Annotated in this window: 19 protein-coding genes; 15 read left to right on the forward strand and 4 right to left on the reverse strand. The window is 63.7% G+C overall.

All coding sequences use genetic code 11. The annotated features are described in order from the left end of the window. Positions 1 to 110 precede the first annotated feature (110 nt). Together gmd and CH276_RS04605 are read left to right on the forward strand one after the other, a co-directional pair. Positions 111 to 1,133, forward strand: coding sequence for a GDP-mannose 4,6-dehydratase (gene gmd, locus CH276_RS04600; RefSeq protein ID WP_094630609.1), 1,023 nt, complete (start codon positions 111 to 113; stop codon positions 1,131 to 1,133). Beyond that, complete coding sequence (locus CH276_RS04605; RefSeq protein ID WP_032396202.1) at positions 1,130 to 2,107, forward strand: GDP-L-fucose synthase family protein; 978 nt, start codon at positions 1,130 to 1,132, stop codon at positions 2,105 to 2,107. Before gmd ends, CH276_RS04605 begins: the two co-directional genes overlap by 4 nt. Before the next feature lie 36 nt (positions 2,108 to 2,143). Here the strand turns inward: CH276_RS04605 and CH276_RS04610 are convergent, their stop codons facing one another. Further along, positions 2,144 to 4,141 (reverse strand): acyltransferase family protein, encoded by a 1,998-nt coding sequence (locus CH276_RS04610; RefSeq protein WP_094630154.1) that lies wholly within the window; start codon positions 4,139 to 4,141, stop codon positions 2,144 to 2,146. A 228-nt stretch (positions 4,142 to 4,369) separates the two neighbouring features. Between CH276_RS04610 and CH276_RS04615 the strand changes: the two genes are divergently transcribed. The 7 genes from CH276_RS04615 (at position 4,370) to CH276_RS04645 (ending at position 11,477) form a co-directional block, all read left to right on the forward strand. After that, positions 4,370 to 4,918, forward strand: a complete 549-nt coding sequence (locus CH276_RS04615) for an acyltransferase (RefSeq protein ID WP_094630155.1) — start codon at positions 4,370 to 4,372, stop codon at positions 4,916 to 4,918. 232 nt (positions 4,919 to 5,150) lie between these two features. Continuing rightward, positions 5,151 to 6,584, forward strand: coding sequence for a hypothetical protein (locus tag CH276_RS04620; RefSeq protein WP_254924132.1), 1,434 nt, complete (start codon positions 5,151 to 5,153; stop codon positions 6,582 to 6,584). After that, on the forward strand, positions 6,581 to 7,489 hold the full coding sequence (locus tag CH276_RS04625; RefSeq protein ID WP_032396199.1) for a glycosyltransferase family 2 protein: 909 nt from the start codon (positions 6,581 to 6,583) through the stop codon (positions 7,487 to 7,489). Before CH276_RS04620 ends, CH276_RS04625 begins: the two co-directional genes overlap by 4 nt. Beyond that, entirely contained in the window at positions 7,479 to 8,282 is an 804-nt protein-coding gene (locus CH276_RS04630; RefSeq protein WP_094630156.1) for a glycosyltransferase, read from the forward strand. The genes CH276_RS04625 and CH276_RS04630 overlap by 11 nt, the downstream gene beginning before the upstream one ends. Before the next feature lie 29 nt (positions 8,283 to 8,311). Continuing rightward, positions 8,312 to 9,697, forward strand: a complete 1,386-nt coding sequence (locus CH276_RS04635) for a lipopolysaccharide biosynthesis protein (protein ID WP_254924133.1) — start codon at positions 8,312 to 8,314, stop codon at positions 9,695 to 9,697. Beyond that, entirely contained in the window at positions 9,694 to 10,212 is a 519-nt protein-coding gene (locus tag CH276_RS04640; protein WP_094630157.1) for an acyltransferase, read from the forward strand. The genes CH276_RS04635 and CH276_RS04640 overlap by 4 nt, the downstream gene beginning before the upstream one ends. Beyond that, positions 10,212 to 11,477, forward strand: a complete 1,266-nt coding sequence (locus tag CH276_RS04645; RefSeq protein ID WP_094630158.1) for a glycosyltransferase family 4 protein — start codon at positions 10,212 to 10,214, stop codon at positions 11,475 to 11,477. The genes CH276_RS04640 and CH276_RS04645 overlap by 1 nt, the downstream gene beginning before the upstream one ends. On the opposite strand, the gene CH276_RS04650 is transcribed toward CH276_RS04645, so the two are convergent. Continuing rightward, on the reverse strand, positions 11,429 to 12,367 hold the full coding sequence (locus tag CH276_RS04650; RefSeq protein ID WP_094630159.1) for a cellulase family glycosylhydrolase: 939 nt from the start codon (positions 12,365 to 12,367) through the stop codon (positions 11,429 to 11,431). The genes CH276_RS04645 and CH276_RS04650 overlap by 49 nt on opposite strands. Positions 12,368 to 12,547: 180 nt before the next feature. On the opposite strand from CH276_RS04650, the gene CH276_RS28740 reads away from it, so the two are divergent. Genes CH276_RS28740 through CH276_RS04665 form a run of 4 tightly spaced genes read left to right on the forward strand, consistent with a single transcriptional unit; the run spans position 12,548 to position 15,486 of the window. Then, entirely contained in the window at positions 12,548 to 13,147 is a 600-nt protein-coding gene (locus CH276_RS28740; protein ID WP_217901381.1) for a serine acetyltransferase, read from the forward strand. Further along, positions 13,147 to 13,677: a DapH/DapD/GlmU-related protein gene (locus tag CH276_RS28745; protein WP_254924212.1), complete on the forward strand. Its 531-nt coding sequence runs from the start codon at positions 13,147 to 13,149 to the stop codon at positions 13,675 to 13,677. Before CH276_RS28740 ends, CH276_RS28745 begins: the two co-directional genes overlap by 1 nt. Before the next feature lie 8 nt (positions 13,678 to 13,685). Next, complete coding sequence (locus tag CH276_RS04660) at positions 13,686 to 14,789, forward strand: glycosyltransferase (RefSeq protein WP_094630160.1); 1,104 nt, start codon at positions 13,686 to 13,688, stop codon at positions 14,787 to 14,789. Continuing rightward, the gene (locus CH276_RS04665) at positions 14,776 to 15,486 is read left to right on the forward strand and encodes an SGNH/GDSL hydrolase family protein (protein WP_094630161.1); all 711 of its coding nucleotides are present in this window, start codon (positions 14,776 to 14,778) and stop codon (positions 15,484 to 15,486) included. Before CH276_RS04660 ends, CH276_RS04665 begins: the two co-directional genes overlap by 14 nt. A 6-nt stretch (positions 15,487 to 15,492) precedes the next feature. On the opposite strand, the gene CH276_RS04670 is transcribed toward CH276_RS04665, so the two are convergent. Next, the gene (locus CH276_RS04670; RefSeq protein ID WP_094630162.1) at positions 15,493 to 16,278 is read right to left on the reverse strand and encodes an SGNH/GDSL hydrolase family protein; all 786 of its coding nucleotides are present in this window, start codon (positions 16,276 to 16,278) and stop codon (positions 15,493 to 15,495) included. 388 nt (positions 16,279 to 16,666) lie between these two features. Between CH276_RS04670 and CH276_RS04675 the strand changes: the two genes are divergently transcribed. Further along, complete coding sequence (locus CH276_RS04675; RefSeq protein WP_094689104.1) at positions 16,667 to 18,286, forward strand: polysaccharide biosynthesis tyrosine autokinase; 1,620 nt, start codon at positions 16,667 to 16,669, stop codon at positions 18,284 to 18,286. Positions 18,287 to 18,709: 423 nt separating this feature from the next. After that, positions 18,710 to 19,303, forward strand: a complete 594-nt coding sequence (locus CH276_RS04680) for a YveK family protein (RefSeq protein WP_176459102.1) — start codon at positions 18,710 to 18,712, stop codon at positions 19,301 to 19,303. Here CH276_RS04680 and CH276_RS04685 read toward each other — a convergent pair. Continuing rightward, complete coding sequence (locus CH276_RS04685; protein WP_141214663.1) at positions 19,300 to 19,908, reverse strand: TetR/AcrR family transcriptional regulator; 609 nt, start codon at positions 19,906 to 19,908, stop codon at positions 19,300 to 19,302. The two genes, CH276_RS04680 and CH276_RS04685, sit on opposite strands and share 4 nt — an antisense overlap. Positions 19,909 to 19,925 lie beyond the last annotated feature (17 nt).

Genomic DNA, 19,925 nt, shown 5'->3' on the forward strand with positions numbered 1-19,925 from the left:
CGTAAAATACTGTTGCACAGGGTGATTCCCAGAGTGCGGTTCTGCTGCACCGATGACGGTCCACTTGTACGCTGACCCCAGCATGCATGGTGTGCCTGAACGGAGCAGGTATGAAAAAGGCCTTCATCACGGGAATTACCGGTCAGGATGGCTCCTATTTGGCGGAGCTCCTGTTGTCCAAGGGTTACGAAGTACACGGCTTGATCCGCCGTGCGTCGACTTTCAACACCTTGCGCATCGAGCATCTGTACGTGGACCCGCATGTGTCTGCAGCAAAGCTGTTCCTTCACTACGGCGACCTCAGCGATGGCACGCGAATGTTGATGCTCATGGCAGATATTCGGCCCGACGAGGTGTACAACCTCGCTGCGCAGTCACACGTTCGGGTCAGCTTCGACGAGCCCGAACATACTGGCGACACAACAGGAATCGGATCCATACGACTCCTCGAAGCAGTAAGGCTGGCTGGAGTGAAGTGCCGCTTCTATCAAGCATCGAGCTCTGAGATGTTCGGTGCCAGTCCACCGCCGCAGAACGAAGACACCCTGTTCTATCCGCGCTCGCCGTACGGAGCTGCGAAGGTCTACTCCTATTGGGTGACTCGGAACTATCGCGAAGCCTATGGACTCTTCGCAGTCAACGGAATCCTGTTCAACCACGAATCGCCCCGGCGTGGCGAGACATTCGTGACTCGCAAGATCACTCGGGCGGTTGCGCGAATCAAGGCCGGCGTCGAGAGCCACCTCTACATGGGCAACCTCGATGCCATCCGAGACTGGGGGTACGCACCCGAATACGTGGAAGGGATGTGGCGGATGCTGCAAGCCGATCGGCCTCAGGACTACGTGCTCGCTACCGGCGGTAGCTACACGGTGAAGGATTTTCTGACAGTGGCATTCGAGCATGCGGGTCTCGATTGGCGGCAGTACGTGGAATTCGACGATCGCTATCTCCGGCCGACCGAGGTGGACGCGCTGGTCGGAGACGCCAGCAAAGCAGAGGAAGAACTCGGGTGGAAGGCATCGGTGCACGCTCCCGAACTCGCGCGCATCATGGTCGATGCGGATTGTGAGGCACTCGCCCACGAAGGACAGCCCTGGATCGACACACCGGTGATGAAGGACTGGCCATGAGTACACTGGAGTCGACGCAGAGATCCAGAACAATCGATCGTGATGCAACGTTCTACGTCGCGGGCCACAAAGGACTGGTGGGCTCGGCCGTCTGGCGACACCTCGACAGCCACGGCTTCACCAACCTGATCGGAGAGACCTCGACCGATCTGGACCTTCGTGACCGTACTGCGGTGTTCGACTACATCGAGCAGAACAAGCCAACCAACCTTGTACTGGCTGCGGCCAAAGTGGGCGGAATCCTGGCGAACAGCACCTATCCCGTCGACTTCATCTCCTCGAACCTGCAAGTGCAGGTCAACGTACTCGACGCAGCGCTACAGTTCGGTGTCGAACGTGTTCTTTTCCTCGGCTCGTCCTGCATCTACCCCAAGCATGCAGCGCAACCGATCAAGGAGGAATACCTCCTCACCGGTCCTCTCGAGCCGACCAACGATGCCTACGCAATCGCCAAGATCGCAGGAATTCTTCAGATTCAGTCGGTGCGCAAGCAGTACGGACTGCCCTGGATATCCGCAATGCCGACAAACCTGTACGGACCTGGAGACAATTTTTCACCGCAAAGCTCGCACGTTCTACCCGCACTCATACGCCGCTACGACGAAGCGGCAAAGGCGGGGACAGCTGCAGTCACCAACTGGGGCAGCGGTTCTCCCAAGCGAGAGTTTCTTCACGTGGACGACATGGCCTCCGCGTGCCTGCATCTGCTGGACCACTACGACGGTCCGAGTCAGGTCAATGTCGGAACAGGTGAGGATCAGACGATCAAAGAGGTTGCTGAGATGGTCGCCGACGAAGTCGGCTACTCGGGTCGAATCGACTGGGACACATCCAAGCCTGACGGCACGCCTCGGAAACTGCTCGATGTGTCGACGCTGAAGAAGTCCGGTTGGAAACCTGCAATCTCGCTTCGTGAGGGCATAGCGTCGACAGTCCGCTGGTATCGGGAGAACGTCGATCGCATACGGCAGTAGTTATCCACTCGTGCAAGGCAGACTCGCCGACCCGGCTCAGACCCCGTTCGCATCTAGCATTTCCGCAAACGCGGACGACACCTTCGCTCCGTATTCGATTGTCATATGCGCAGAGTCGGACTTCGTCGGGGTGGTGCCGACAAAACTGGGGCAGTAGTTGTCCGGAGTACAGAACAGGCTGCGGGTGTCGACGTAGGTTCCTCCCACACGGTAGGCCAGGTTGCGATCTGCCCGTGATCGCGCCTTCCACGTATCGGTCACTCTGCTCAGACAGTCGGCAGGCGTGCTGGTGCGCGTGTAGCAGTCCGCCGGCTTCTTGTCGTTCGGGGGAGCGGAGAGGATCAGGATCTTTCCCGCGTTCGCTGCGAACTGATCGGTGAGCCGCTTCACCCCAGGGATCCAGAGCTCCGCTGCGATGTCGGTGTGCAGATTGGTGATGACCACGACGTCCGGCCTCACCTCGTTCACCGCGTCAATCGCGGCCGCCTTGCGTGCGGGGCACGCCGCGGACGTGTCCGCATCTCGGGTGTTCACGTCCATGTCGACGAACGTGCAACCGAACATCGCCTCCGAGCGGGCCTTCCATACGCCACCGCTGGCCTCGGCGAAGTTCTTGATCGGTTGAACGAAGCTCATCGCCATCGAATCGCCGAGAATCATGATGGTCTGGGGTGCGTCGGCAGCGCCCCACGTGCACTGCTCCGGGCCCGGCCGGTCGACCAACCCGCATTCGGCAATGCCGCCGGGAGCTTGAGCCCCACTGATGGCCTCGTCCATCGTGGGTGTCAGCGCCGGCCACTCGACTGCATTCACCGCGGCGTCGATCTCGGTCGCCAAGGCAGATTGCGCAGGGCCGAGGGGCACCGCGATGTCGTCCGGAGCAAGAGCGGCGTCGGCCACAGCTCTGGCCGGTGGGGTTGCAGGAGGGTCGAGTGGTTTGAGTGAGAACGCGGCCACGGCGATGGTCACCAGAGTCAACGCACCGAGTGCCGCGTACCGCACGGACGGCGGCCGAGACTTGCGGCCGATCTGATTGCGGCGTTTCCTCCGAGCCTCGGCGCGCACCGCCCTCGGTTCGAGGAAGTTGGACCGCCGAACAGGGTTCTCCACGAAGTGATACGACGCCACCGAGAGTCCGAACGTCATGGCCAGCACGGTCACGTAGTAGTAGGCGTCGACATCCATGATCGATCCGAGGATCACGATGATCGGCCAATGCCACAGATACAGCGAATACGAGATGTCTCCGACGTACACACTCGCCTTGTTCGTCAACGGAGCGAGGTAGGGAGTGGCTCCGCCCGTGCCGGCCGCGATCACCATCGCTGCGCCCAGCACCGGGATCGCGGCGGAAGGAGCGGGGAACGAGCCGGACTCGCTGATGGCGAATGCACCGATACCTATCGCTGCGAGACCCGACCACGCCAAGGGTGCCCGAGCAGCGCGAGGCAGCCGTGCAACCCAACCTGCTCCGATGGCGAGCAGTGCGCCCACCCCCAGCTCCCACACCCGCGCGAACGTGGAGAAGTAGGCCCAGGCCGGGTCCGTCGCGGTGTCGTGCAACGCCCACACGAACGATGCCGCGACGATCACGCCCATCACCGTCGCCGAGAGGATGCGCTTGACGTTGCCGTGCCAGGATCGCCGCGTCACCAGTACTCCGATGGAGAGCATCAGTGCCGGCCACACGAAGTAGAACTGTTCCTCCACCGACAGTGACCAGTAGTGCTGCAGAGGCGAGATGGCCGCGTCCGCGCTGAAGTAGTCGGTCCCTTCCAGTGCGAACCGCCAATTCGATGCGAAGAAGAACGCCCAGACCGCGTCCGTGCCGATCGAGGCTGTACGGGACGACGAATACACCAATTCTCCAGCGACGCAGGTCATCACGAGCACCAGAGTGGCAATGGGCACGATGCGCCTGATCCGTCGGCGGTAGAACCCCGCGAACGAGATCGTCTGCGTCGTGTCGTACTCACGCAGCAGTAGACCGGTGATCAGAAAGCCGGAGACGACGAAGAACACGTCGACACCGATGAAACCACTTTGCGGTCAACCGAAGAGGTGATCGACGACGGCCAGCAGCCCCCCGCTGCGGTCGAACGTGACGACGCGTTTCGTTCGACCGAATGGGTGAAACAAACTGGATGTTCTTTACCTGCTTCGAGTCGAATGAAATGCCGGAATTCGGGTCATTTACCGATCACGCAGACTGCACGGTTTTCTGGGCTCCTGCTACGTCGATGGCAGAGTTAGTCTGTGGCCATGACGTTGCACCGGAAGATCCTTCTGGGGGAGCTCGGCCAAGTGTTCCGGGACGTTGTCCTCAACCGGCTTGTCGCGAGTGGTGCAGTTCCCCGGAAGATCCGAACCATGTTGCTACGCAGAAGCGGCCACGACATCCATCCCTCCGCGCTGATGAACGCCGGGGTGTTTCTCGGTTCGTGGAGAGGGTTGACGATGGGTGAGCGTGTATTCGTGAACTATCGCTGCTTCTTCGATCTCGGGTCGACCGTGACCATCGGCAGGGACACTCGAATCGGATACGAGTCGATGTTCGTCACGTGTGGGCACGAGATCGGTGGTGAGTCCGATCGTGCAGGTAGACCGGTCGATTCGCCGATCACCGTCGGAGCCGGCTGCTGGATCGGTGCACGGGTGACGGTCCTGCCTGGTGTCCGCATCGGCGACGGGTGCGTCATCGCATCGGGCAGTGTGGTTGCGGCGGATTGCGAACCGAACGGTTTTTATGCGGGCGTCCCGGCGGTTCGTAAGCGCTGCCTACCAACCGATTTGGGTACCGACGAACTCTGAAACAGGGTGTGTGACGCTTTCCGTACCGGCTTCGTGTGGGCCGACCGGTTTTGTCGGATTTTTTATCGATGGACTTCTGAAGAACAAAGCTTCAATCGGGAATTCGATTGTGAATGCAATTCAGAACTCCACCTCTGATTCGATTTGTCCTGCATGTGATTAATTCTCACGCTAGGCTGCCGAAATACAGCTCAAATGGCATTTCGGGGGGAATGGGATGGGGTATGTGCCGATGAGTCTGGCCCACTACCGAACTCGTCCCGACCGGTTACATGCGACGGTGTTTCCCGAGGCCGACTTCCTACGGGAACTACCGGTGCCCAAGCGCGTCGGTCGCGTCGCACCAGTACGGACACCTCGACCCCGGAGAGCGGCTCGGCGGGAAGCAACACTTCGCTTTCCCGAACGGGCCTGGTTGTTCGTGCTGGGGGCGACCTCCGCACTGCCACTGATGAATTTCACGGTCACCGGCTTCTCGGTGGTGTGCGTCGCCATCGGGCTGGCGTATTTTCTGCCCGGCACCCGAAGCCGAAACGACACCCCGTTGGTGCTGGCGGCTGTGGGAACAGTCGCCTACGTGGCCTCGGCATGGGTGAACGACACCAGCTACCTCTCGCCCGATGTCTTCGCGTTCGCGTCGTTCGCACTGTATTTCTGTGGAATCACTGTGCTCGCTCGCGACGTCGAGCGCATCGCCACGGTGCTGCTCGGCATCGCGTTCGGTTCGGTCTTCTTCTACGTCGTGATCGGCACGTTCCTCACCGCGACCGGTGGCGTCGTCGACCTCTGGAAATACGGGGTGGCTCCGGCCGCCAGCATCACGGTGCTCTACTTCCTGGCCACATCCCGGATCGGCACGTCGGCGGTCGTGATCGCGCTGTTGGCACTGGGAGCGTTGAGCCTCGTGCTGAACTTTCGATCCCACGCCGTGATCTGCTGCGCGGTGGCACTGCTGCTCGTGCTCTCGAAGTACCGCCGCGGGACTCTGTCTCTCACCACCCGGGTGGTGACATTGGGTGTCTTCGCAGTGGGGTTCACCTGGGCACTGGAGTACGCGGCGCGTGAGGGCCTACTCGGCGGATCGCTGCGCGAGAAGGTGCTCATGCAATCGAACGGTTCGGTGCCGATGTTGCTGGCGGGACGTACCGAACCGCCACTGTCCCTCACCGCGATCGTGCAGCAACCGTTACTGGGGTGGGGCAACGCCGACAACATCTCGCGGGCGGCCTACGTCGACGCTCAACACGTCGCCATGTCCTTGGGCTTCGAGAGATCGTTCCCCTTCGAGTACGCGTGGAAGCTCAGCGATGGATCGATCTCCCTCCACTCGGTGCTGCTCGGATCGTGGGCCGAAGCAGGGGTATTCGCGGTCCTGCTGCCGATCTGGCTGCTGTGGGCCTGCTATCGACTGATCTTCGTGGCCGACTCTGCCGGGCCGTGGACGCCACTGATGATGTACCTGGGCATGCAGACCATCTGGGACCTGATCTTCTCGCCCTGGTCCTACAACCTCCCCGCCGTGTTCGCCTGCCTCGCATGCTGCTGCGTCGCAGTGCATTCCAACGGTCGCCACAACAACTCCACCCAAGACACACACCTGCTGATGCGTCTGCTGCGAGACAACCGAACACCCCGGAGTCGTAGCCTGCACGAGGAGAAGCGATGAACTCTCACGCGACCGTCAGCGTGGTCATCCCGACGATCGGCAGACCGAGCCTCGCCGGTGCCGTCGACAGCGCCCTGGCCCAATCGATCGATGTGTTCGAGATCGTCGTGGTGGCCGATACGACCGAACCCTTGGCTCTCCCCGACGACGACAGAATTCGCGTCGTGCGAACCGGGCCGGGATCCGGCGGAGCCAATGCGCGTCAATGCGGAATCCAACACGCGACGGGCGACATCATCGCCCTGCTCGACGACGACGATCTGTGGCACCCGTACAAGCTCGAACGCCAGCTCGCCGAAGTGTCCGGTGCAGACAGTGGACGCTGGGTGGTCACCTGCAAGTGCGCGGTACGAGAGCCAGGACATCGCGAGAAGATATGGCCCAGAACGCTGATCGGTGAGCACCAGTCCGTCGCCGACTACCTGTTCACTCTGCGCCGCTTCACCCTCGGCGACGCGATGCTGCAGAGCAGCACGCTGTGCTTCCCGCGAGAGCTCGCATTCCAGGTTCCGCTCAATTACGCGCCGGAGTCCATCCACGACGAACCGGGCTGGCTGATCGAACTCCAACGCACGGTGCCGGACTTGATCATCAAGCATGTGCCCGAATGCTTCTCGATCTACAACGTCAGCGAGAACTCCGTGTCTCGACAGTCGGCGGACGTGTCCGAGAAGTACATCGAATGGGGTCGCGAACACCTTCGTGGCGCGACCGCGCGTGTTCGAGGCGACTACTTCCTGTTCAGCGCCGTCACCGCGGCGGCGTCGGCACAATCGCTCGGCGGAATCCGCAAATCGGTGGCCAGCGGCTTCTCCGAAGGCAGGCCCGGACTGCCCGCGATGGTCTACGCCGCGGCGAAGTTCGGCAGAACTGCAATCCGACAAGTGAGGGCCCATGCCCACTGACGCCACCCTGAGCGTGATCACCATCAGCTACCGCGACCTGGCCGGGCTTACTCGCACGCTGGAGAGCGTCGCCGAACAGACGTACGCGCCGCTCGAGCACATCGTCATCGACGGCGGTTCGGGCCCCTCCGTCGAGCAACTGCTCGAACGTGCGAACCCGTCCTACTGGCAGTCCGAGCCCGACGCCGGACGCTACGACGCGATGAATCAAGGCATCGACCGCGCCACCGGAGATGTGGTGTGGCTGATGCATTCCGGTGACTGCTTTGCATCCCGGGACTCCGCCGCGATCGGCATGGCGGCGCTGGGTGCGGCCGGAGCCGTGCGAGACCGATGGGGTTACGGCCGAGTCCGCATCGTCGGCGACCCGCGACGTGACGGTCTCGAATGGGGCTACAGCCCCTTCGAGATGCGACCGTTCGCCCTCGGTATTCGGCCCATTCCGCACCAGGCCGCCCTGTTCGGAATGGACCTCGTGCGAGACCTCGGGCACTACGACGTCGGCTTCGGCCTCGCAGCCGATCACCTGTACATGCTGGAGGCTGCGCAGCGGGAACAGCCCGTCGTCATCGACGCTGTTCTGTGTGACTTCGATGCCGGGGGTGCCGGCAGCGTTCGCCCACAACGCGAACACTTCGCCGACATACGACGATCCTTGAACGTCACCGGCTATCACCCGTGGGGTCGCCGGGGCCTGACCACCGTGGCATCCCGCATCGTCGAATACACCGCACGATCCAAACACACTGCGCGCACCGTCCTCTCGCGTCGAACGCACGGGGGTGATCGATGATGGGCGGACGTCACCGCAGACCGAGCGAGATGGACGACGATGGCGACGGCGTCCCCGGTACGGTGCTCGACACCGTCGAACGCAGAGCCGTCGTTCTCAGTACCCTGTTCCGCATCATCGGGACGCCCGTCGTGGCCGTCGCCGGGCTCGTCAGCGCCGGACTCGTGATCCGCGCCACCGGACCGTCGGCGTACGGCGTCGTCGCGCTCGTTGCCACCGTGGGGCTTCTGCTGCCTTTCGCCGATCTCGGCATCGGAGCCGTAGTGACGAGTGCGACCGCACGCTCACGGGACCCCATCAACGACGCCTACGCGCTCGCGGTGATCCGCCGCGCGTACCGAATCCTGGCGCGCGTGAGCATCGTCGTGGCCGGGGTGGCCGTCGCGGTGATGACGTTCGACGGCTGGGGCGCACTCATCGGAACGACCACCGGACCCGAGGACCGGCTCGTCATCACGATCGCCGTTGCCCTGTTCGGTGTGACGATTCCGGCGGGACTGGGACTGCGCATCCTGATCGGAGTGGACCGCGCACAACTGATCGTCGTTGTGATGGTGAGCAATTCGCTGTTCGCACTGCTGGTCACCGTCGGAATGTATGCCGGTGGCGTCCGCGGGATCTGGTACGTCCTGCCGCCTCTCATCGGTGCCTTGCTCGGAAACCTCATGGGAACGATTCTGGCGCTGAGAGTTTCGGGTCTCGGGATGTCGGTGTTCCGGAGAGCGGCGCTGCCGATACCGACCAAGGGGCTGCTCGAGGGGTCGCTGTGGCTGTTCGTCGTCAGCGTCGGAATACCTTTCGGCCTCCAAGTCCAGCGAATCGTGCTCTCGCACCTGTCCACTCCCCTCGAACTGAGCCGATACGCGTTGATGGCACAGTTGTACGGTCTGTGCTGGTCGGTGTTCTCCACCGCGGCGCTGGCCTTCTGGCCGATATTCGTCAAACGCCGATCGGCAGCCGAACAGACCGTCAGCCTCTGGTTGATGTCGACGCTGGGCTTCGGTCTGGTCGCGCTGGTCGCGGCGGTCCCGCTGGTGCTCCTGAGTCCGTGGCTTGCGGATGTGCTCTCGGGCAACACCATCGACATCCCGTCGGTACTTGCCGGAGCGTTCGCGGTTCTGCTCGTCGCCCAATGCCTCCATCTGCCGTCGGGGATGCTGCTGACCAAGCCGACCGAGGCGCGGTGGCAGGCGGGATGCCTCGCCGCCATGGCGGCGGTCACCACCGTCGCGGCGATTGCGGTGGCTCCGACCACCGGGGCCGCGGGGGTCGTACTCGTCACTGCGGGGGCGGTGGTGTTGTGCCAGTTCATCCCGGACATGGCGTGGGTTCCGCGGTTGGTACGGCAGCGCGGTGCCGATCCATCCACCCCACCTGCGCGCATCGAACTCAGCACCGCAGCGAGGATCCCATGATCGACGTCTCGAAGTTCCTGCCACTGTTGCGCAGCCTCAACAGGATCGACCAGAACGCCTACATGAGCGTGGTGGTGATACTGCTCGAGCGTTCGGGCGTGGCGATCGAGGGCAGGCCGTTGTGGATCTCGTCCTCGGTGTTCCTCGACAACTCCGGCCCCGGGTCGATCACCTTCGGCGACCGCTGCGTCGTCTCGGATGCCGTCAAGATACTCACCCACGACTTCTCCCTCGACAGAGTGGCGGAAGCGCGCGGAGAACTTCCCCCCGACGAAGAGTTGTATCGCCGTGCCCCGGTATCGATCGGCGCACGAGCATTCGTCGGGTTGGGAACGGTCATCATGCCCGGTGTCGTGGTCGGCGACGACGCGATCATCGGAGCCGGGTCCGTGGTGACGCAGTCGATCGCACCGGGAGATGTGGTGGCAGGCAATCCTGCTCGCCGGATCTGTACGACCGACGAGCTGTGGGACAAGAGGCGGTCGGAATTCGAAGTACGGAAACGGAGACGCTGATGCGGATCACTCTGATCGGACTCAACTACAAACCCGAAGTCACCGGGATCGCGCCCTACACCGCCGATGTCGCGGAGGGCCTGTCGCAGCGTGGGTACGACGTCCACGTCGTCACCGGCTTCCCGCACTACCCGCAATGGGCTCCCGATCCGCGTTACGCAGGCCCGACCATCGAGGAGATGGTGGACGGTGTGCACGTCACCCGGCACCGCCACTACGTTCCGGGCAGCATGACCGTCACCCAACGCGCGCACCTGGAACTGTCCTTCGGTACCAGGGTGGCGCGCAGCCGGATCCCGTCCTCGAACGTGGTGGTGTGCGTATCGCCTGCGCTGGTGTCCACCGGCCTGGTTATGGCTCGCCTCAAAGCGCAACCCTTCCGGCCCGCGCTGGGGGTGTGGGTGCAAGATCTCTACAGTCGCGGAGTCATCGAGACGGGCACGATGCAGGGGTCGAGTGCCGGTGCGACAACGAATCTCGAATCCGGCATTCTGCGTGCGGCCGACGGAGTCGCGGTGATCCACCGACGTTTCGCCGAGCATGCCCACACCGCACTACGGGTACCGGAGAGCAAGCTCACCGTCATCCCGAACTGGACGCACATGCCGCATCAGGCATCGATGAGCCGCGACCACGCGCGTGACCTGCTGGGGTGGTCACGAGATGCGGTGATCGCACTGCATGCCGGCAACATGGGCCTCAAGCAGGGACTGGAGAACGTGGTCGAGGCCGCTCGAGAGTCGGACCGGCGTGGCGGCCCGGTGCAGTTCGTCCTGATGGGCGACGGCAATCAGCGGCAGATACTCGAGGAACTGGGTACCGACATCTCCAGCCTGAGATTCGTACGATCCCTGCCGGAGAAAGAATTCAGAGCTGCCCTCGACGCAGCGGATGTGCTGCTCGTCAACGAGCGGCCCGAGGTGTCCGAAATGGCTGTCCCCAGCAAGCTCACGGCCTACTTCGGCAGCGGCAGCCCCGTCCTCGCCGCCACTGCAGCGGGCAGTGTCACCGACCAGGAGGTGCGATCGGCCGGTGCAGGCGTACGGGTGGACCCCGCGAACCCGGCAGCGCTACTGGAGGGAGTGATCGAACTGGCCACGGACCCCGACAGATCGGCGCAGTTGGTCGAGTCCGGTAATCGGTATCTGCGACACCACATGTCTCGGGACGTTGCCCTGGACAGGTTCGAGGAATGGGTACACACGCTGGCGAGCGCTCATCCCACGAAGGCTCGAACCGCGTCGAGTGCAGGTTTGGGGGTGTAGTCCGATCGCACCAGACCGTAGTTGTAGTCGGGCACAGCGCTGCCCGTCATCGAGTCACGGAAGTCGAAGACGAACACCGGACCCGCATACGGTAGCTGTGTCAGCGCGGTGATACCGTCGACCAGAATGTCGGCCTGCCGCTGCTCGTCGACACCCGAACTCGTTGTGGGCGCACCGAACTCGGTGAACCAGATTCGCTTGCCCGCGTCGCCGTGGCTCTCCATGACGGCGCGGACCTTCGCGATCTCGTGGGCCGAGGACCACGGTTCGGTGGGTTCGCTCAACAGCTGCGGGCTGCTGTAGGGATGCATCGCCACGGCATCGAACGTCTCGGCTCCTGCGCACCGGTACAGGGCCTCGACGAATGTCGCGGGCGACAGATCGTTGCTGGAATCGACTGCGGGAGAAGTGGGTCCGGTGATCACCAGTGCGCCGGGCGCGGCCTCGCGAATTGCCGCGGAGCTCGCCGACAGAACATCGCAGTACTGGACGGGATTCGCGCTCGGACCGTAGCTGGCTGCGACGTTCGGCTCGTTCCAGATCTCCCAGGCACCGACCTGGTCGCGATAGCGAGACGCTGCGGCAGAAACGAATTGGGCGAACCGTTCGGCAGAGGCAGGCGCGGGATGTGTGACGAGTGCGTAGTCGGCCGGCACCGCCCACGTGGGTGCCCAGGTGACTACTCCGAGCACTGCGAGATTGCGCTCGGCGGCCCACGCCATTTCCCTGTCCACCCGACTCCAATCGAGGATTCCCTCGACGCTTTCGATGTCGGACCACTTGACCAGCAACCTGATTCCCTCGAAGCCTGCATCGGCAACGGAGTCGATATCGCGTCGGGCGTCGGAACCTGGCATCCCGATGCTGGCGACATTGCTGGCGACGTGCACTGAATCCCACTCCGAAACGGGAGGCGGGCTCGTTTCCGGACTTCGTTCGGGCTCAACGCTTGTCGAGCACGACGATGCGAGAAGCAGCGCACATGCCAGCGGAACCCATCTGCGTCGCACGGCCATACGATGCAGTATGACGGGTGGACACCACGGCTGCGCGACCTTAGATTTGCACCCATGCCGCCGTACACCGCGAAGAAATCCTTTTTGATTCGCTTGGCTCGAATCTGGGCGCGGCCGCTGTGGTGGGGTGTGCTCACATCGGGGAACGAAGACCTCGTGCGAGCAGACGTCGCGAGGTGGATCGAATGCATCGGCAACGATGCTCTGGTCCCCTTGGACGAATACTCGCGGTTCGCCTACCTCGCGGGTGCACTGCACGAATTTCGGAACGTTGTCCACTTCAGACTGCGGCAGAGCCCCCTGCCGGTGCGGATCGCTCTGAAGAAGATCTACCGACCGGACCGGACCATTCTGCTCGAGTCGGATTCCATCGGCCCCGGGATCTTCCTGCACCACGGCAACGGAATCATGGTCTCGGCAACCTCGATCGGCCGAAATTTCTGGGTCAACCAGCACGCGTCCGTCGGCTACTCACCGAAGGGGCGACCCACCATCGGAGACGACGTCATGGTGGCGGCCGGAGCCGTCGTCACCGGTCCGATCGTGATCGGAGACGGTGTCACGATCGGGGCCAATGCGGTTGTGGTGAAGGATGTTCCGCCGGGCACCGTCATGGCTGCGCCGCTGGCGCAGCCGCTCAGGAAACGCACGTGATCGGCCGATCGCTCGCCGGCTTCACCGGAGCGGGATACGACAAAGGCAGACCGTTCCACATCCAGGTGCTGTGGATGCTCGCATCGAGCCTGCTGGTCTCGCCGTGGTGGTGTCCCAATTCGATTCGGCTGCAGGTACTCCGGATGTTCGGTGCACGGATCGGCGACGGAGTGTCGATCAGGCACCGCGTCCGCATCCACTGGCCGTGGAAGCTCACCGTTGGCGATCACTCGTGGATCGGTGAGGACGCCTGGATTCTCAACCTGGAACCGGTGACGATCGGAACGAACACCTGCATTTCCCAAGCCGTGCTGCTGTGCACCGGCAGCCACGACCGGCGCTCGGCGACATTCGAGTTCGACAACGCACCCATCGTCGTGGGCGACCGAGCGTGGATTGCGGCGCGGGCGACCGTTCTGCGCGGGGTCAGCATCGGTAACGACGCAACGATCGGAGCAACGGCACTGGTGACCGCCGATGTAGCCGAGGGCGCGACGGTGCTGGCACCCGCCGCCCGCCGTCCGGAGTGAGTGGCGTGATGCGCATCCTGCACGTGGTGACGCTGATATCCGAGGACGGTGCCTACGGCGGGCCCGCACGGGTTGCGCTCAACCAGGCCGACGCGCTCGCCGATCTGGGCCACGAGGTGACCGTCGCCGCGGCAGGCAACGGACCTCCGCCCACCGCAGGTGCCGTCGACATCCGGTTGTTCCGACCGCGAACGGTGATTCCGCACAGTGGATTTGCAGGCCTCGCCGCTCCCGGCATGCTGCGGTGGTTGGCCGAGCACGCGAGGACGTTCGACGTCGCCCACGTCCACTTGGCCCGTGATCTGGTGACACTCCCCGCTGCCGGTCTGTGTCGACTGCGCGGCGTCCCGTCGGTGGTGCAAACCCACGGAATGATCGATGCGAGCAACAAACTGCTCGCCCGCCCGCTCGATGCTGTGGCCACACGATCCGTCCTGCGCCGATCAGCCGCAGTCTTCTACCTCACCGAGCGAGAACGAGCCGATTTGGTCGAGGTGGCGGGCACGGGGATGAACCCGGTGAATGTGATCAACGGCGTTCCCGCGTTGCCGGAGAAGATGCCGAACACCGATCCGGAAGTGTTGTTTCTGGCGCGCCTCCATCCGCGGAAGCGGCCAGATCTTTTCGTGGATATGGCGGACATTCTGGTCCGCGAGAACGATTCGGTGACCTGTGCGATGGTCGGCCCGGACGCGGGAATGGCACACGCCATCGCGCAGCGGACCGGCCCCCGGATTCGATGGGAGGGGCCGTGCGCGCCCGAGAAGACGGCCGAACGCATGCGAGCGGCCACGATCTATGTGCTGCCCTCCGTCGACGAGCCCTACCCGATGTCGGTGCTCGAGGCCATGGCGGTCGGGCTGCCGGTCGTGGTCTCCGACAGCTGCGGTCTCGCACCGGACATCACCCGCCTCGGCTGCGGAATCGTGGTTCCCGGCGGTGAGCTGCAGCCGCTCGTCGACGCTGTGAGATCGCTTCTGGGCGATGCGAACCTACGCGCCGAGATGGGCAGGCGAGGCCGCGTGGCGGCGCGCACCGAGTTCGGTACCGACGCCGTCGCACAGATGCTCGATGAGCAATATCGACAGGCGGTGCAGCATGTCTCGCGGTAGAGCGACGCTGCTGATCCTGGTGGTGATCGTCGTCGTGGCCGTCGTCGTGGTCCTCGGCCTGCGGTACGACGCGACGCGCAGCGAGCACGGATCGTCCGACGTCTCCGCCGCACCGTTCGTTCCGTCGTCCAACGGGGGACCGACCGCCGTCTTCATCGGGGACTCGTACGTATCCGGTGCGGGTGCAAGCGATCTCGCCCATCGATGGACATCGATCGTCGCGGCCGACAAGCTGTGGACCGAGCTGAACATCGGAATCGGTTCCACCGGATACGCACTCGCGGCACCGGACTGTGGAGCCGAGCGATGCGGCAGCTTCCAGGAGATGGCCGGATACGCCGTGACCTTGAAGCCGCCGATCGTCGTGGTGGCCGGCGGCACCAACGACTTCACCGAGTTCGTTCGCGACCCGACCGAGACCGTCAACGCGATCTACGACACCATGGGCACACTTCGTACCGGGCTCCCCACCGCACGCATCATCGCCGTCGGACCTTCTTCGGCGGGCGAGGTTCCGCCGTTCGTCACCGCCTACGAGGGGGTGGTGCGCGACGCGGTGAACGCAGTCGGCGGAGAGTTCGTGTCACTGACCGACCCGGACGTCATCGACGAGGACATGCTCGATCCCGACGGAGTGCACGTCGACGACCGGGGACACGCTGCCATCGCCGACGCCGTCGAACAGGCCCTGAAGTAGCGGTTCTCACCCCAGTGCCGTCTGCACTCGCCGGCTTATCGCGCTGTGGCCCAGGTTGTCGACGTTCTCACCGTCCGGGAGCACGGTCGCGGGATCGACCACCGGTGGATCGAGCAGTGAAACATATTGCGCACCAAACACTTCTGCCGTATCGCGGACGTCGCGATCCAGGCCGAGAACCGTATCGGTGGCTTCGCCCGTTGTCGACGGACCGACGGCGATGATTCGCGCGTTCGGCAGGGCATTGCGAATCTCGATGTACGTCGTCGCAATGGCGGCCTGTACCGCTGTCGGATCCTCGGCGTAGGCGGCCAAGTCGTTCTGGCCACCCGAGACCACAACGATCGACGGATTCGTCGCCACGGCGTCGAGCGCCGTCGTCTGATAATTGGGGCACGTATCCAGTCCGCACACCTCCGCGCCTGCCGTGGCGAGATAGCCCGTGCCTGCCACGCCGAAGTTGCGTTCGTCCCAGTTCATCGCCGTCGCCAGCAGGGACGTCCACCGTTCGCTCGACGGTTGTGCTCCGACACCCTGTGTGTACGAATCTCCGACGAACGCGGCTACAAGTTGCGGTGCCGCAGCTTCGGTGGTCGGCGAAGCGCTGGTGGTGGTGGCCGGCGGCTGCGAGGTGGACGGAGTGAAGGCAGCGACAGAAGCGGTGTCCGGAACTGCCTCGCGCGTGGAGTTCACGAACAGGGCAACAGCGACGAAGGCGAGCGCAGCGACGACTGCTATCGCACCACTGACCTTCCACCACACATCTCGCGACGCACCGCGCAAACCGGCCATGACGGTAGATTCTGCCCGACGCAACAGTTCGACGGTCCGGTTATTTCTGCGCGACTCGGAGAAAGACCGAAAGCGTCGGTCGAGAGTGGCGAGGATCACCTCGAGTTTCGCGGGCGCCCGATTACTGCATATCGTCGCACCGCAGAGGGGTCTGGCAGTGCTGCCAGCGGGGGACGGTCGGCACGTCGGGAGTCCGAAATCGGGTTCCGTAGACCCGATGAATCCTCACAACGGGACATTTACTTGATTGTGCTCGTGAATCAAACGAATGAATTGTGAGGAGAGACGCGGCTTCTCATCCGGTGCACGGAAATGAATTACCTATGTAACGATTGAGCCACGCAGTGACACGTTGCGAGTTGTACGAACGAACGAGGAGCGCGAAAGCATGGAGATACAGGATTATCTGAGAATCCTGAAGGCGAGGTGGATCATCATCGCCGTCACCGTGATCGTCGCCATTCTGGGTGCGTTGGGCGCGTCCCTGTTGACGACGCCGCTCTACGAGTCGAGCGCACGGATGTTCGTCTCCACCTCCGGCGGAACGTCGGTGAGTGAGACGTACCAGGGCAACCTGTTCTCGCAGCAGCGAGTGGCGTCCTACTCGGAGTTGGTGACCAGCGAGGCACTCGCGGCCCGAGTGCTCGACGTCCTTCCCCTCGGACTGACGCCGTCGCAGTTGGCCGCGAAGGTCAAAGCGTCGTCGACTCCCGACACCGTTCTGTTCGACATCACCGTCACCGACTCCTCGCCTGCACGTGCACGCGATATCGCCAACGCGATGGCCTCGGAGCTGACGACCCAGGTACGCGACCTGGAGACCCCGGAAGACGGCGGTGCTCCGTCGGCGGGCGTCAAGACCTTCCAGCAGGCCGATGCGTCCGCATCACCGGTCAGCCCGAACACCAAGCGCAACCTCGCCCTCGGTGCCGCCGTCGGTCTGTTGCTCGGTATCGCACTTGCCGTATTGCGTGATCGTCTGGACAACACCATCAAGGACCGTCGAGAGATCGAGTCGATCTCCGGCAAGGCGTTGGTGGGTACCATCCCGTTCGACAAGGAGCGCAAGGCGCATCCGGCTGTCGACTTCCAGGATCTTGCCCAGTCGTCCAGTGCCGAGGCGTTCCGTGAGCTCCGCACCAACCTGCAGTTCCTCGAAGTCGATCATCCTCCTCGCGTCATCGTCGTCACCAGCGCGATTCCGAGCGAGGGCAAGACGACCACGGCGGTGAACCTGGCCGTCGCGCTCGCCGAAGCCGGACACCACGTCGTTCTCGTCGAGGGCGATCTGCGTCGCCCCCGCATCTCGAAGTACCTGGGGCTCATCGGATCCGTCGGCCTCAGCACTGTTCTCGCCGGACAGGCCAAGGTGGACGAGGTGCTGCAGCCGACCAGGTACGAGGGTCTGCAGGCCTTGGCGTCCGGCCCGCTGCCGCCCAACCCGTCCGAGCTGTTGGGCTCGGAAGCATCTCGCGCACTCATGGTCGAGCTGCGCTCCAAGTTCGACTACGTGATCGTGGACGGCGCTCCGCTGCTGCCGGTCACCGACTCCGCCGTTCTCACCACCCACAGCGACGGCGCTCTTCTGGTCACCCGCTACGGGCACACCAAGAGCAACGAATTGTCCAGGGCCATCGGCAATCTCGAAACCATTGGGGCGCACGTCCTGGGCGTGGTGCTGGCATTGACGCCTTCGAAGAAGGGCGACATGTACAGCTACTCGTACAACTACTCCGCCGACGCAAGCCTGCCCAGGCAGACGGCACCGCCGGTTCCAGCGCCTCAGGCTCCCGTAGCAGCGCCGGCTCCTCCGACCCCGGCAGCGGCACCTGCTGCGCCGCAACCGGCCTCGGTGCGTCCTGGATCGACCCAGACCGCATCGGCTGCACCGAGCGCAGCCGCACGTACCGCAGCCCCCGCCGCCGCGCCGTACTCTCGGGCACGTCGCACCGAGACACCCGGCGATGTGCCCAGAAACGGCGTCGAGAACCCCGGTCTGAGGAAATGAGCACTAGGCGATCGTGTGCGTCACGATCGCCCAGAGCTTCGCTTGGAAAGTCACTCGCGCCGAGGACAACCGGCCGCAAAGGGTCATCGTGGCGAGTGCGACCGGGTCCATCTACAACCGGGAAGGCTCGGTTGCGACGGTCACCGCGGTGGCACAGCGCGACATCTTGGCTCAGTCGCGGGTCCAGCAGCAGGCAGCGCAGGCGCACACTCGGGTGTGCTCGCGCCGACCTGTGAGGGTGGCTACGAGACGGCGAATCATGGCGGTCACGCCGCATATTCGTGACCGATCACAGTATGGATGGGTCCGACTTCGGCCCGTCCGGATCGGGCGAATAACGCGAGATGTGGAGCGTGACCAAGCCGGTCGATTCCAGAGCCTCGAGACTGGGAGATGGGGGTCGGGGTGTCGGTGCGTAGTTTCGTGAGGACGGTGATCGCGGGCTGGCGCGTCGTCGCCGTGTCCATCGTGCTGTCGATGGCGACGTCATTCGGAATCACATCGCTGATCACGCCGGTGTACGAATCTCGCACTCAGATGTTCGTCTCCACCTCGGGGTCCACGACTGTGAGCGATACGTACGTGGGGAACTTGTTCGTGGGGCAGGCCGTGTCGTCGTACGCAGAATTGGTGACGAACGAGGCTGTGGCCTCGAGAGTCGTCGCCGATCTCGCGCTCGATCTCACTCCGGCGGAGTTGATAGATGAGGTGTCGACGTCGTCCTCGCCGGATACGGTCGTGTTCGATATCGCCGCCACCGATACCTCGCCGGAGCTCGCGCGCGATATCGCGAACACCATGGCCGCGGAATTGAGTGCAGTCGTAGCGGAGCTCAACGCTCCCGGGAACGGGGAGCCGCCCTCGGTGGAGTTGAAGACCCGCCGTCAGGCTGAAGCGTCCGATGCTCCGATCAGCCCGAACACCCGGGCCTATCTGGTGGGCGGAGCAGTAGTGGGACTACTCATCGGAACCGTGTTGGTGCTCGCCCGTCACCGAGCGAGCGGGAGCGGACGCTAGGCGCGTCGCGCGACCGCCGACACTGCGCGGGCAAGTGCGTCGGACAGTTCACTCTCGCTGGTGGAACGAGCGGACAGGTCCTGATCGTCGAACACGGCCTGGGACGCGCCGATGGCGAACAGGATTCTCCAGGTGGCCTCGGCATCGGCGTCGCTCGTTCCGAACCGCGCCGACAACCAGCCGGTCACGGTGTCGGCCAATTGATGGTTGGTGCGAACGATCCGTGCGGCGAACAACTCTCCGTCGGTCGCGTTGCGGGACTGGATGAAGAACGCGCGCATGGCTCCCCGGTGCTCCGCGAACACCGCGAGCGCGGCCTCTGCGAGCATCTGCACAGCTCGGTCGTCGTCGGGTTCTTGTTCTGCGGCTGAAAATGCCGCTGCAGCAGCATGTTCGATGCGAGTCAGCACGTCTTCCTGGGCTGCCATCAGCAGGCCTGTTCGATCTCCGAAACGATGGTAGATGGACCCGTTGGACCCGCCGTAGCGCTGGGCGACGGCAGCGATCGTCACCGCCTGTAGGCCGCCCTCGTGTAGCAACTCGATGGTCGCCGCCACCATTCGCGCAGTGGATCCTTCGCTGCGGGACTGCACGGGCGTACGCACGGCCCCATGCTAGTCGG

The sequence above is a fragment of the Rhodococcus sp. 06-470-2 genome, from assembly GCF_002258235.1.
Classification (GTDB): Bacteria; Actinomycetota; Actinomycetes; order Mycobacteriales; family Mycobacteriaceae; genus Rhodococcoides.

What these genes read in the sequence shown, in the direction of transcription:
- gmd (WP_094630609.1), top strand. Translation starts at nt 111, where the DNA reads ATGAAAAAGGCCTTCATCACGGGAATTACCGGTCAGGATGGCTCCTAT.
- CH276_RS04605 (WP_032396202.1), top strand. Translation starts at nt 1,130, where the DNA reads ATGAGTACACTGGAGTCGACGCAGAGATCCAGAACAATCGATCGTGAT.
- CH276_RS04615 (WP_094630155.1), top strand. Translation starts at nt 4,370, where the DNA reads ATGACGTTGCACCGGAAGATCCTTCTGGGGGAGCTCGGCCAAGTGTTC.
- CH276_RS04620 (WP_254924132.1), top strand. Translation starts at nt 5,151, where the DNA reads ATGAGTCTGGCCCACTACCGAACTCGTCCCGACCGGTTACATGCGACG.
- CH276_RS04625 (WP_032396199.1), top strand. Translation starts at nt 6,581, where the DNA reads ATGAACTCTCACGCGACCGTCAGCGTGGTCATCCCGACGATCGGCAGA.
- CH276_RS04630 (WP_094630156.1), top strand. Translation starts at nt 7,479, where the DNA reads ATGCCCACTGACGCCACCCTGAGCGTGATCACCATCAGCTACCGCGAC.
- CH276_RS04635 (WP_254924133.1), top strand. Translation starts at nt 8,312, where the DNA reads ATGGACGACGATGGCGACGGCGTCCCCGGTACGGTGCTCGACACCGTC.
- CH276_RS04640 (WP_094630157.1), top strand. Translation starts at nt 9,694, where the DNA reads ATGATCGACGTCTCGAAGTTCCTGCCACTGTTGCGCAGCCTCAACAGG.
- CH276_RS04645 (WP_094630158.1), top strand. Translation starts at nt 10,212, where the DNA reads ATGCGGATCACTCTGATCGGACTCAACTACAAACCCGAAGTCACCGGG.
- CH276_RS28740 (WP_217901381.1), top strand. Translation starts at nt 12,548, where the DNA reads ATGCCGCCGTACACCGCGAAGAAATCCTTTTTGATTCGCTTGGCTCGA.
- CH276_RS04660 (WP_094630160.1), top strand. Translation starts at nt 13,686, where the DNA reads ATGCGCATCCTGCACGTGGTGACGCTGATATCCGAGGACGGTGCCTAC.
- CH276_RS04665 (WP_094630161.1), top strand. Translation starts at nt 14,776, where the DNA reads ATGTCTCGCGGTAGAGCGACGCTGCTGATCCTGGTGGTGATCGTCGTC.
- CH276_RS04670 (WP_094630162.1), bottom strand. Translation starts at nt 16,278, where the DNA reads ATGGCCGGTTTGCGCGGTGCGTCGCGAGATGTGTGGTGGAAGGTCAGT.
- CH276_RS04675 (WP_094689104.1), top strand. Translation starts at nt 16,667, where the DNA reads ATGGAGATACAGGATTATCTGAGAATCCTGAAGGCGAGGTGGATCATC.